General features: G+C 42.2%; 14 protein-coding genes. 6 read left to right on the forward strand and 8 right to left on the reverse strand.

Annotated elements, in window-relative coordinates; all coding sequences use genetic code 11:
• The first annotated feature begins 191 nt into the window (after positions 1 to 191).
• A complete protein-coding gene (locus tag JMY00_RS09425) occupies positions 192 to 1055 on the forward strand; it encodes an SDR family NAD(P)-dependent oxidoreductase (protein ID WP_201579990.1) in 864 nt (287 codons plus the stop codon).
• Between the two features lie 126 nt (positions 1056 to 1181).
• Complete coding sequence (locus JMY00_RS09430; protein ID WP_201580018.1) at positions 1182 to 2231, forward strand: zinc-binding alcohol dehydrogenase family protein; 1050 nt, start codon at positions 1182 to 1184, stop codon at positions 2229 to 2231.
• Positions 2232 to 2363: 132 nt separating this feature from the next.
• On the opposite strand, the gene JMY00_RS09435 is transcribed toward JMY00_RS09430, so the two are convergent.
• Positions 2364 to 2837, reverse strand: a complete 474-nt coding sequence (locus tag JMY00_RS09435; RefSeq protein ID WP_201579991.1) for a helix-turn-helix domain-containing protein — start codon at positions 2835 to 2837, stop codon at positions 2364 to 2366.
• Positions 2838 to 2939: 102 nt separating this feature from the next.
• On the opposite strand from JMY00_RS09435, the gene JMY00_RS09440 reads away from it, so the two are divergent.
• Together JMY00_RS09440 and JMY00_RS09445 are read left to right on the forward strand one after the other, a co-directional pair.
• Positions 2940 to 3668 carry an SDR family oxidoreductase gene (locus JMY00_RS09440; protein ID WP_201579992.1) on the forward strand — a complete coding sequence of 243 codons (729 nt, stop codon included), beginning with the start codon at positions 2940 to 2942 and terminating at the stop codon, positions 3666 to 3668.
• A gap of 65 nt (positions 3669 to 3733) precedes the next feature.
• On the forward strand, positions 3734 to 4321 hold the full coding sequence (locus JMY00_RS09445; RefSeq protein WP_201579993.1) for a 2-hydroxychromene-2-carboxylate isomerase: 588 nt from the start codon (positions 3734 to 3736) through the stop codon (positions 4319 to 4321).
• 171 nt (positions 4322 to 4492) lie between these two features.
• Here the strand turns inward: JMY00_RS09445 and JMY00_RS09450 are convergent, their stop codons facing one another.
• The gene (locus JMY00_RS09450; RefSeq protein WP_201579994.1) at positions 4493 to 5239 is read right to left on the reverse strand and encodes a carbon-nitrogen hydrolase family protein; all 747 of its coding nucleotides are present in this window, start codon (positions 5237 to 5239) and stop codon (positions 4493 to 4495) included.
• Between the two features lie 125 nt (positions 5240 to 5364).
• On the reverse strand, positions 5365 to 6255 hold the full coding sequence (locus JMY00_RS09455) for a LysR family transcriptional regulator (protein WP_201579995.1): 891 nt from the start codon (positions 6253 to 6255) through the stop codon (positions 5365 to 5367).
• Between the two features lie 131 nt (positions 6256 to 6386).
• Between JMY00_RS09455 and JMY00_RS09460 the strand changes: the two genes are divergently transcribed.
• Positions 6387 to 7256 (forward strand): DMT family transporter, encoded by an 870-nt coding sequence (locus JMY00_RS09460; protein ID WP_240990718.1) that lies wholly within the window; start codon positions 6387 to 6389, stop codon positions 7254 to 7256.
• A gap of 54 nt (positions 7257 to 7310) precedes the next feature.
• Here JMY00_RS09460 and JMY00_RS09465 read toward each other — a convergent pair whose 3' ends face one another.
• Positions 7311 to 7925 (reverse strand): GNAT family N-acetyltransferase, encoded by a 615-nt coding sequence (locus JMY00_RS09465; protein ID WP_201579996.1) that lies wholly within the window; start codon positions 7923 to 7925, stop codon positions 7311 to 7313.
• A gap of 134 nt (positions 7926 to 8059) precedes the next feature.
• Positions 8060 to 8935 (reverse strand): MBL fold metallo-hydrolase, encoded by an 876-nt coding sequence (locus JMY00_RS09470; protein ID WP_201579997.1) that lies wholly within the window; start codon positions 8933 to 8935, stop codon positions 8060 to 8062.
• Between the two features lie 147 nt (positions 8936 to 9082).
• Between JMY00_RS09470 and JMY00_RS09475 the strand changes: the two genes are divergently transcribed.
• Positions 9083 to 9976 carry a LysR family transcriptional regulator gene (locus JMY00_RS09475; RefSeq protein WP_201579998.1) on the forward strand — a complete coding sequence of 298 codons (894 nt, stop codon included), beginning with the start codon at positions 9083 to 9085 and terminating at the stop codon, positions 9974 to 9976.
• A gap of 248 nt (positions 9977 to 10224) precedes the next feature.
• On the opposite strand, the gene JMY00_RS09480 is transcribed toward JMY00_RS09475, so the two are convergent.
• The 3 genes from JMY00_RS09480 to JMY00_RS09490 all read right to left on the reverse strand — a co-directional run bounded on the left by JMY00_RS09480 (position 10225) and on the right by JMY00_RS09490 (position 12508).
• Positions 10225 to 11373, reverse strand: coding sequence for a heparan-alpha-glucosaminide N-acetyltransferase domain-containing protein (locus JMY00_RS09480; RefSeq protein ID WP_201579999.1), 1149 nt, complete (start codon positions 11371 to 11373; stop codon positions 10225 to 10227).
• Between the two features lie 160 nt (positions 11374 to 11533).
• Positions 11534 to 12289 (reverse strand): hypothetical protein, encoded by a 756-nt coding sequence (locus JMY00_RS09485; RefSeq protein ID WP_201580000.1) that lies wholly within the window; start codon positions 12287 to 12289, stop codon positions 11534 to 11536.
• Between the two features lie 27 nt (positions 12290 to 12316).
• Positions 12317 to 12508 (reverse strand): hypothetical protein, encoded by a 192-nt coding sequence (locus JMY00_RS09490; protein ID WP_201580001.1) that lies wholly within the window; start codon positions 12506 to 12508, stop codon positions 12317 to 12319.
• Between the last annotated feature and the right edge of the window lie 4 nt (positions 12509 to 12512).

Genomic DNA, 12512 nt, shown 5'->3' on the forward strand with positions numbered 1-12512 from the left:
TGCAAATTGCTTAGATAAGGCTCTACATAACCCCTTAAATAAAACTCACTTTCAAAATTATATTGAAAGTGTTTTAGGTGATGGCTACTGTTTGACCCACAACACTTTCATTACAATGGGCGCTATCACGATGGATAAAATAGAACAGGTATCCAAAACTGAAACAATAATTCAAACAATAAGGGCGGTTTATGACTCTGAATATCACTAAAACAATTTTAATTACTGGCAGCACAGATGGCATTGGCAAATTGGCAGCGTTAAAACTGGCAGAAGCTGGACACCAAGTGTACTTGCATGGCCGCGATGCTGACAAGCTTGCTAGCGTCATTGCAGAAGTTCAAGCAGTCGCGACAGGCGCAGCAGTAGATAATATTGATGGGTTTGTGGCTGATTTTTCTGATCTAACGGATGTGCTAAAGATGGCAGCAGACGTCAATGAAAAACTGCCAAAGCTCGATGTGCTCATAAATAACGCAGGGATTTATACCACGGCATCAGCATTGACTAAAGACGGTTTGGATGTACGTTTCGTAGTCAATTACCTAGCGCCTTATGAGCTGACCAATGCTTTATTGCCTTTGCTCAAGCAGTCTGATAAAGCACGTATCGTGAACTTAAGCTCAGCTGCGCAAGCGTCAATATCTTATCAAGCACTTGCAGGCCAGACCCGCCTCGATGATAAGGATGCTTATGCCCAAAGTAAGCTGGCACTCACGATGTGGAGTATGGCATTAGCTGATACCGTCGCTAGCAACGATATCAATGTCATTGCCGTCAATCCAGGCTCGCTGCTGAACACAAAAATGGTCGATGAGGCGTATGGTCAGCATTGGTCATCAGCAGACAAAGGCGCAAATATCCTAACGGAGTTGGCCATCTCGGATGAGTTCGCTAACGATACTGGTAAGTACTTTGATAACGATATAAAAGATGGCACACATGGCGATGCAAGAGGAGCGTTTGGTCGACCACATGCTGATGCTCTAAACCAAGCAGCCATTGCAGAGCTTGAGCAGCAGACTCAGACAGTATTGCAGTCAATTTTTGCATAAGATGCATAAGATTTATATTTTGCGGCATCAATAAATTTCGAACAATTAAACCATTACTAACTATATTTTCAAATTTTATTATTAAAAACTTTCCCATTAAAAACAGGACACAATATTATGCAAACTATCAAAGCCATTGGTTATCAAAACAATCTACCTATCGATAACGAACAATCGCTACAAGACATTACCCTTGATAAGCCAATTGCTTCAGGCTGCGATATTCTCGTAGAAGTAAAAGCCATATCAGTCAATCCAGTAGATTACAAAATCCGTGAAGGGCGTCCTGCTGCAGAGGGTGAGTATGCTGTTATTGGTTGGGATGCTGCTGGTACTGTGACGGCTGTCGGTGAAGACGTCAGTTTATTCTCAGTAGGCGACAATGTCTATTATGCTGGAGATTTGACCCGTTCAGGCAGCAATGCTGAATATCAGTTGGTCGATGAGCGTATCGTTGGGCACATGCCAGCCTCTTTGTCTTTCGCTGAGGCAGCAGCATTACCACTGACGACGATTACGGCTTGGGAGATGTTATTTGACCGTTTACAAGTGCCTGTCTCTGATAGCAAAGCGAATGTCAGCGGTAGTAGCGAGAATGCTAATAACGTCTCAGTATTGGTCATTGGCGCAGCGGGCGGTGTTGGATCTATCTTAACTCAGTTATTAAAAACAAGAACTTCTGCCACGGTTATTGGTACGGCTTCAAGAGATGAGAGCGTGCAGTGGCTCAAAGATTTGGGTGCTGATCATGTCATCAATCACCGCAACCCATTGTCTGATGAACTACAAAAAACGGGTATTGCTGAAGTAGACTACGTGGTGAGTCTCAATAATACTGAGGATCATTATGAAGAAATCATTAAATGCTTAAAGCCGCAAGGTAAGCTTGGACTGATTGATGATCCAAAATCATTAGATGCCAACCCTCTTAAAACCAAGAGCTTAAGCCTGCATTGGGAATTTATGTTTGCACGCTCAATGTTCAATACGCCAGACATGATTGAACAGCATCATTTATTAAATGCAGTGGCAAAATTGATTGATGCAGGCGAGATCAAAACCACAGTTGCTCACAATCTTGGGGCTATCACCGCTGAACACCTACGTAGTGCGCATCAAATGCTAGAAAAACAGCAAGCGCATGGCAAGATTGTATTAGAAGGCTGGTCTGCATAACGCCATTTAGATTAATAGTTAACGAGAGTTTGGAATATTTTAGGCTGAAGCACAGTACAGCCGTAAAAGGTTAAGTCTTTTAGATAAAGTGTTCTAATATCTAGCTCCAGTGATTTATAAACCGCTACTATATTAAATACTCACTTCATCATTACCGATCCATTTGGGTCCTATCTCAACCTCAATATCACGTGCAGTAATTGGCTCAGCGCACTCGGAGCATACTGTCACAGGATGCATAATGTGACCACATGCCTTGTGTCTATGCAACAGCGGCGCCCCGCGTTCATCAACCATGTATTTATCACCCCAACTGACCAATGCCAGTACGACAGAGTGCAAATCTAATCCACACTCTGTCAGTCTATATTCCTCACGTAGCGGCCGCTGCTGATAGGCGACTTTTTTTAAAATATCGTATTCAACCAGTTTGCGAAGACGGTCAGATAGGACATGACGTGTAATGCCTAAGCGTTGCTCAAATACGTCGAATCGTCTGACTCCCAAAAAACAATCACGTAAAATAATGAGCGTCCAACGATCACCAATGACTGCTAAAGTGCGAGCTACCGAGCAAGACTGTTGGTCCAGTTCATCCCAGCGCATAGGTTATCTCCTTTATCTTTAAGCTATAGGTTAGCTTGACAGGGTCCAAAAATAAAGCTATATTTTTGTTAGTTCTAAAAAGGAACCTATAAGGAAATAGACATGAACAGAGCACCCGTAGCAGTTGTAATCGGCGCAGGCGATGCCACTGGCAGTGCTGTTGCCAAACGTTTTGCGCGAGAAGGTTTTACTTTGTGCGTGACCAGAAGGAACGCTGAGAAGCTAGAGGCATTAGTCAGTGATATCGAAGCGGCTGGGGGAGTAGTCAAGCCATTTGGTTGTGATGCGCGTGTAGAACAAGAAATGGTTGAGCTGTTTGCCCATATTGAAAAAGACATTGGGCCGATTGAAGTAGTAGTGTTTAACATCGGGGCAAACGTTCATTTCTCTATCTTAGATACGACAGAAAGGGTCTATCGAAAAGTATGGGAGATGGGTGCTTTGGCGGGGTTTTTGACAGGTAGAGAAGCGGCAAAAGTCATGATTCCACGTGCGAGGGGGACAATTATTTTTACGGGTGCAACAGCGTCTTTACGCGGTAGTAAAGGGTTTTCGGCTTTTGCTAGCGCTAAGTTTGCTCTGCGGGCATTGGCACAAAGCATGGCGCGAGAGTTAGGACCTAAAGGCATACATGTCGCACACCCTATCATTGACGGTGCCATTGATACTGATTTTATTCGTGACAACTTTCCCGAGCGCTATGAGCTAAAAGACCAAGACGGTATTTTAAATCCAGAACATATCGCTGAGCAGTATTGGCAGTTGCACTGTCAGCCAAGGGATAGCTGGACGCATGAGCTGGATTTACGCCCATGGATGGAAACTTTTTAATCCTATCTGGTTAATAACCATCAAAATTTTTAATGGATTTTTAACATATTGCAAGGAATGCAAAAATGAGTAAACAAGTAGAATTTTTCTTTGATGTGGGCAGCCCAGCCAGTTATTTGGCATGGACACAGTTAGCGAGTATCGCACAGCATCACAATGCCGAGATCGTTTGGCGACCTATGCTACTTGGCGCAGTGTTTCAAGCCGTTGGTAACACCTCACCAGCTGCCGTACCTGCTAAAGGCGCTTATATGCTCAAAGACCTTAAGCGTTTTTCAGCTATCTATGACGTGCCTTTTCGCTTCAATCCATTTTTCCCAGTCAATACGATGCAGCTTATGCGCGGTGTTACCGCTTATTTGGGGACACCTAAATTTGAGAGTTATTTATCCGCTGTCTTTAATGGGCTATGGGCTGAAAAGTTAAATATGGAATCACCAGAAGTCGTGGCTGAAGTTTTGTCGAAAGTAGGCATTGAGGCGACTGATTTTATGGCGCGTATTAGTGAGCCTGAGGTCAAGGCGCGTTTAAAATCTAGTACCGAAGAAGCAGTAGCACGAGGCGTATTTGGGGCACCAAGTTTCTTTGTAAATGGTGAGATGTTTTTTGGTCAAGACCGGTTGAGCTTTGTTGAAGATGCTTTGAGAGACTGAGAATAGTAAGTCATAGGATATATAGATTGCGCTGTACTAGCTCAACGATAGTCGATTGGCTTTCAATCCACCAGACATCAGCCGCGATAAGTAACCGTGATTTTTCTTCACTGTGGTTTCTCCAGAAAATAACCTTGCCACTCAGTTTAATGATTAAGCTCTATGGTTACATTAAGACAAGTTTATATATTGATAGTTTTGTTTAGACTGCTCTAGTTCCTCTAAATCTATATTTACTGTTACTATATCTGGCGACGAACCAAGTTTTTTGATGATTCGTCCCGTAGGAGAGACCACTAGACTCTCTCCTACAAACTGACCGCCATGACCGACGCCCACACCGTTGCAAGTAATCACAAAACATTGGTTTTCAATGGCACGCGCTTGAGTCAATACATAGTGGGTATTTGCATAGGGAGACATATTGCCGTTTGGCATAAATATGATCTGTGCGCCTTTTTTTGCCAGTGCTCTTGAGCCTTCTGGAAACTCTAGCTCAAAACAAATCTGAGCACCGCAAACCACATCATTAATGCTAACCACTGATAAGTCTTCTCCGCTCGTAAATACCCCAACATCATCAAGCCAAAGCTTTGACTTTCTGTGTTTATGAATGATTTTGCCGTTTTTTATAAAAGAACATGCGTTATAGAAAAGTTGATCCTGTTTGTCAATATGTCCAATAATAATGGTTGAATCTGTATTTTTGCTTGCTTCCAATATGCTGTGAAAGTGCTCTGTTGATTGATGATACAACGCTTCAATATTGTCTAGCGTCGGAAAGCCAGTCAAAGCAAGTTCTGGAAAAATCATAAAGCCATCGCAGGCTTGATGATTATGGATTGATTTTAATATCGCAGCAGCATTTACTGATACTTGATAATCGGTAATATCCATTTGATTGAGGATTATTTGCATAGGTCTTGCTCTTTATCGTAGGGGGGGGGTGATACTTTCACAGTGCTTATTGGTCGCAATTATAGGTAATATTCGTTAATGACGGTCTTTAGAAACACTTATTTAAAATGCTATTTAAAACACGTTTAAAGACATTGTGACTCTAACCAACGACTCAATTTAATGATGTCTGGTTGATTTGACTTTAAGTCATTATAAAAGAAATAGAAACTGTCGCCAGTGAGTAATTCATGCATTGGGATTTTGACAAGATTTTGCTGATGTGTTTGTTCTAGCATCATATAGTTGTCGGTAAGCGTAATACCTAAGTTATAACGCGCGGCCTGTGCGGCAAGCAGTACATGGCTAAACTGATTAATCTTTACCTCGCTTGGCAGCTCAAACCCGCCTGCTTTACACCATTTTAGCCAATCATTAGCCGTACCTTCACTTTTGTCAGAATATTTTACGGACAGTATAGGGTGTTGCCATAACCCATCAGGCAATGGCTGATCCTTTATTTCTGCCCAAAGCTTTTGGCCACAGACAGGAAATAGCTTCTCAGCGAATAAAAGCTTGCTGACTACATTGCGTTTCGGTGGATTGACGGTAATAAAGCAATCCGAACATTGCTCATTATAGTCGTCTTGGTCTGTCACCATATTTAAGGTCAGCTCAATCTCTGGGTGCTGTTCGCGGAAGTTTTCTAACCGAGGAATCAACCAATTGACAGCCACTGAACTATACAGCGCTAGGCGAATATGGCCAGGCTTATCATGGCGAATGGCCTGACTGGTATTGGATAGAGTAGTCAGCGATTGATTCACCTCTGTGAAATAGCGAGCACCTATATCTGTTAAAGAAAGGGTTCGGCCCTGCCTATAAAACAACGCTTCACCAAGATATTCTTCAAGCGTTCGAACCTGATGACTCACGGCACTTTGCGTCACGTTGAGGCTTTCTGCTGCCTTAGAAAAACTATTAAGCCTTGCTACAGATTCAAAGCATTGTATGGCACGTAATGGGGGGAGTTTCATTATGAGTTCAACTAATACTAAACGTTTTTATATCATTATACGTCATGAGTAAACGCGAATATACTATTTATCTGACCATTGGATTGAATGGCTTAATTTAAAATTTTATGTATTTTGAGATAGGTATAAGCATGATAATGCCGAAGATGAGTGTTGGGTTTGCAATGTTACTATTGGTTGCAGGAAACATGATTGCAGTCCTTTCAGATGCGCTGATAAAAGAGTTGCCAGATGGCGCAGCGGTCTATCAATTTGTGCTATTGCGTCAGCTAACAGCTGTCTTGATGCTGCTACCGTTTTGTTTATTCAACCAAAAAGCCAAGCTACTTAGTCACGTAAAATGGCATTTTGTACGTGGGCATATTTGGTTGTTTGGCGCGGTATTTATGGTGTTGTCTATCCAAGCGCTACCGCTAGCCACGGTCAATGCGATTTTTTATACTGCGCCTTTACTGATGTTGCCGTTAGGGTTTTTGTTTTATAAAGACAGACTTACAGCACCAAGCATCATTGTGGCAATACTAGGCTTCATAGGTATTCTTGTCGTGGTAAAACCGACACAAATTAATATGGGTGCTATATTTGCGTTGATCGTGGCCTTAACCATGGCGACAAACAATCTATTGGTTCGTAAATTGCCTTCGAATCATACCGTTGCACAAACACTGTTTTTGACCAATTTAGTCGGAATACCGTTGGGGCTTGGTTTGGCTATTTGGGAAAATGCTCCTTTGAGTTGGTACGCGCTATGGATAGCAGCAGGCTCAAATTTGTTTATTTTGATCTATGCGGGTATCTGCGTACTGGTCTACCGAGCGGTTGAAGCACATAAAATATCTAGTGCAGAATATACCGGTCTGTTAGGAGCAGTGGTTATCGGCATCGTATGGTTTGATGAAATACCAGATATCAGTCTTTTGATAGGTTCTGCTCTGATTGTCTTACCTTTGATTTGGCTCGCCACGCTTGAGTCTATTAAATATAAAAGAACAGCCTTATAGAGCTTTTAGATTGTATTTTTTTGGTCATCATGGATGATTGTCTCTATAAACGTGTTAAGACAAGAGTTTGATGTAGGTGAAGTGCATTATCTGCGGATTTAGGTGGTTAGGATACTGATCAACACGTTGATAGCCATTATTATCGTAGTACTGATAAGTACATAAAGTGTCTGTATGTAATGCATACGTGGTTACGCCCTGTGCCACGAGATAAGTCTCAAATGCCTGAATTAGCGTCGCTCCAATACGGTGGCGACGATAGTCAGGATCTACACAGAAGAACTGTAATTCGTTGTCAAAATCGACTTTCTTTTGTTTCGCGCCAGCCGATTCTTTTTTCTGTAAATCACTTAATACCTGTCGACCTTGATCAGATAAACGCAGCTTGTTTTCTATCTGATCAATAATGGGCTTATCATCGAATGACAAAGCTTTATGTGGATCTTGTCTAGTGATCCCTATCACCACACCGCAAATAATGTCACCATATTCTGCAACTTGTATAAAAGTAGCATGATGACAGTCTTTAGCTAGAAATAGGGTAGCCAGTTGCTTTAGAACCTGCTTATCTGTTGCAGTAGTAAATACACTCAAATTCATATTGACGATAAAAAGGTCAACAATGGCTGCAAAGTCTTCAGGCGCAGCACGACGATACTGTATTGTCATAAGTTGCTCTCATTTATCATTAAAAGTACTGGCGTATGCTGATTGACCCGGCATACGCCAGCATTTTGACACTAATATCTGGTTAGTGGGTTTAGTAAAGTATTAGTGTTTTTTACTTAATAGTTGTCCTATATTTACCACTCTATTTCACCTGTATTGACTTGACTGCTCAACTCTAAATCACTTCCTCCGGGCAACGCTGGATAAGCTGACTTCATGATTGAAATTACTTTTTCTGATTGCTTAGAATCTTGTTTTTTTGCCTCGCCCAGTGCTTGCTCAAAAGTTTTTAGATAACTGAGAGTGAAATCAACAGCATAGTCTTTTTTGAGTAGGTTGCCTGAATAGTGACCTGGTATCACAAGGTTTGGCTTTAATTGCTTCATGTGTTCCAATGATTGCATCCACTCGCTACGAGCTTCTTTAGTTTGGGTATCAGCAGTCCACACATGCATACCTGATGTTACCGACACACCGCCGAAAACGGTTTTTGACTCTGGTACCCACATATATGCTTGATGGGTTCCCATCTCTTTGATTTCGATTTTGTGACCTTCTAGGGTCAGTGTAGACTGATCAAGTGTTTGCGGTACTGTGATCTTGGTAGGCGCATGTTTACCAAGGATTGGGCCCCAATGCTTTAATTTTGCATCTTTAGTCGCTTCAATGTGTTTAATAATAGAAGGGCTAGACATAACCTTTACATCAGGGAAGGCTTTGACTAAAGGCTGAAGACCAAAATAGTAATCTGGATCGCCTGCCGTGATATAAATCATTTTTAGGTCTTTATTGCTCTTTTTGATCATATCAACCAAAGCTTCACCGTCTTTGACACTAAACTGTGCATCGAACAAGATAGCATCTTTCTCGCCACTTGCCAGCACAGAGGTCACTGGGAAAATAGCATTTTGATCAGGTTTATATGCTTGCAGTTTTAGATCGGCTGCGTTTACTTGGGTTGCGAGCAGTAGCACACTGGCCGCCATAGAAGCTGTCATTAATTTTTTCATAATTCACCTATATTTTCGTTTGAGTAAATAGACCGCGTTAATGGCGGTATTCGTTATTAGCGGCTATTCTATTCGATTGTATTTCGTTTAAATACGCTATAATTCGGTATTTACTGTTTCAGTTTTCGCGCAAATAAGGATGGAGAGATGGATAGGCTGACCGCGTTGCAGGTGTTTGTTACGATCGTTGAACAAGGTAGCTTAAGCCGTGCCGCGGACAATTTAGACATATCTAGAGCTAAGGTAACGCGCTATCTGACAGAGCTTGAGAGCTGGATGGATATGCGCTTATTACATCGCACAACTCGAAGTCTGAGCCTCACTGCACCTGGTGAGCAGACTCTTGAGGTGGCGTACCAGTTGTTTGGATTGACTGACTCGTTGGATCAGATACGCAATCAAAACACTTTGGAGCTAAAAGGTCAGCTGCGAATCACTGCCAGCTTTTCGCTGATTGATAGCCTTTTGATGGATGTGGTTGGTCGCTTTGTTTCTCACTGGCCCCGAACAGCAATTGATATTCTTACCACTGATGATTCGGTCAATTTAGTTGATGCCCGTATTGACTTGGCGATTCGTATCACCAATGACTTGGAGCCAAATGTCGTTGCCAGACGTATCGGTGAGTGCCACTCTATCGTATGCGCTGCACCTGAGTATTTACAAAGGCGTGGCAGACCTACAGATGTACAGTCGCTTGTACATCACAACTGTCTATCATTTGCGTATTTTGGACGGTCGGCATGGGTGTTTGACGGGCCAAATGGTCCAGAGTCTGTTCCTATCTCTGGCAATATTAGCGCCAATATCTCTGAAGTCTTGCTCTCTGCCACGTTGCGTGGACATGGGATTAGTTTACAGCCATCTGGCGCAGTCAAATCTTTGATTGCATCTGGACAACTTATTGAGTTATTACCTGAATGGAAACCTAAAACTTTGGGTGTTTATGTGGTTTATGCCAATCGAAAGCAGATGACACCATTACAAAGAAGGTTTATTGATTTTCTCGCTGAAGAAATAAAGCGTTCGCCTTATTGGTAGCAAGTAATGGATGGCTCGGAATATTTGTTTATACTATTTTAAAAACAATACAATAGATCAATAAGAAATATTATTAAAAAACGTCAGAAATCTATAGCAGAAACTCAAACGGTCAATAGCAACGTTACAATGATGTTTATTGACCATTTGATAATGTCTAGACTTCGCTATATCCCATATAGGATGGCCAAGCCTGCTTATAGAATTGTTGTTCTTTTATATAGTCGCTATATCGTTGGGAGCTATCGCTATAAATATTTGAGGATAGTAATGTGCTTATTACTATGTTTGAATTTGGCAAAAGCACGCATTAAGGGATACAGTAAAATGCTCAGTGCAATCGCAATGAACCAGAGTGTACTGACGGCATTTGCACCAAAATATTCTCCATGCGTTATACCGAACTGTTGAACGGCAAATACATACATTAGTTTCAATACACAGAGATGTACGATATAAAAAAACATTGGCACAGAACCAATGACTACCAGTGGTTTTATCCATGACTTGGTTTCAATCTTTTGGAGCATCACTAATAAAACCAGTCCTATACCCACGTTCCACAATATAAAGAGTAACGATGGTGGATATTTGGTGAGATTCATAAAGCTCATGAAGGTTTCACTCAGAGTCGGCATCATCAGCCATGCTTGATCGCCGTATATATTGGCCAGTCGCAGTACTACAAATAACGCGATACTCACCATGCCAAATGTAAGTAACGTACGATTTCTCTTTTGCACAGACGTAGAGTCACCGAACACAGATGTACCGATACAGTAGCCCAGTATGATAACGCCAATCCAAGGTAGTACAGGATAAGAGGTTCTAAAACGAATCACCTCACCAAACTCAATCCAGCCGCGTTCATGAAGTATCAGCCACAGTTGATGCATAATAGGAATGTCGGCAAAGGAGATGGTATCTAATAAATTGTGCCCAAATATAACCACCAAGCTCAGTAGCCACAGCCACTTCTTAGGCAGACCAATAACCGCTGAGAGCGCAATCATACTGAAGCCAATCGCCCATATCACTTGGAGGTAAACTACATCAGGTGGAAATTGTGCTGTCCAAGCAAAGTTGATGACAATCAGCTCCAAAAACACCAAAAAAAGCCCGCGTTTGATTAAAAATTCGCGGGTCATTTGGATACTATTGTGCTTGTGTTGGTACAAATAAGCAGACAGTCCCGTCAGTAACACAAAGACAGGCGCACATAAATGGGCAACCATTCGGCTGAAAAATAGTGGTTCATCCGTTCCTGGTATCAGCATTGGATCAGGAACTTGATGGTGTAAGTAAAAGGTCTCTCGAACATGATCCACCATCATGATGAGCATCACAAGCCCTCGAAGTGCGTCGATCGCTTGTAACCGTTGAAACGGTATCGCCATACAATAGCCTTTGAATAGTTAAAATGAAACATTATAACATATCAATTATCGGCTCTTATTCATTTAAGTGCGAATTTTCGCAGAGGTAATCATTTATTTAGATATTCATGCTTGTCTTAACCTTTTATGCTGTGTCTGACCTAACGATAGCGTACCGCTGTTAAAACGGCGCGAAATTATCAGGCTGACTGTGCGTAGCAGTCCAACGTTGATTGGCATCAATATGACTATTAAGCCCAACTCCTCGTGGTATTTGCATATTATCGCCATACAGCCAAAGCACCATATTGGTACGTTTGCCACTAGTAATTGGATGTGCGGCGTGCGGCACCGAGCCTCTATGAATAATCGCCATGCCAGGTTTAAAGATGGCACGTTTGGTTTGCCCCAAATGGCGATCAACAAAGTCAACTTCTGATCCAGTAAAGTCTTCGCCTGGCAGATTTAGGTTAATATTCATAGTCACCGCTGAAGCATCAGTATGCAGTTGTAGCGATGTGTCGCCTGTCGGCTGGTATTGAATCGAGAACCCAAAGGTCTGAGTGTCATAGCCATAAACATTGGCAAATAATAGCCGAGCGATAGGACGCATATATTGATTCATGACTTTATGATAAAACGCCTGAACATTAGGGGTGGCCAAATAGCCTAGTGAGCGGGCATCTAGCATGGCCCCATTACTGTTCAATGCGATACCATAAGGAGGACGTATTGGGATATTAGCGTCTGCGATTGCTTGCAGATAACGGCGCAGCGTTGATAGTTGTGCTGGATCAAAGAGTTGTCCTTGGTATACGTCAGGTAGTATCTCTTGCCATAAATTTTTAACAGCCGTCTCCGTAGAAGGAGTGCGCCACGCTTGCGTCACTGCATCACGTAGAGTTGGATCAAATAATGAGTCATCAAGTACAGGCAAGTCATGCTCAGTGGTTTCCCACTCTGTCTATGCTTGCTCTAGTAACTGGCTGTTTTGATGCCAGAAATGCTCTACCGATGATGCACGTCTAAGCATGTCTGATTTTGAAGGTAGTGGTAAGTTGCGTGCTTGCTGTAGTGCGCTCTGTTGATTATCTCCATCATGGTGGCTATGGTGTTGAGTATCCTGTGTGCTCGTAGGCCGTATTATAGTATCCATCGTG

Origin of the sequence: Psychrobacter sp. Pi2-52 (assembly GCF_904846705.1) — a bacterium.
Classification (GTDB): Bacteria; Pseudomonadota; Gammaproteobacteria; order Pseudomonadales; family Moraxellaceae; genus Psychrobacter.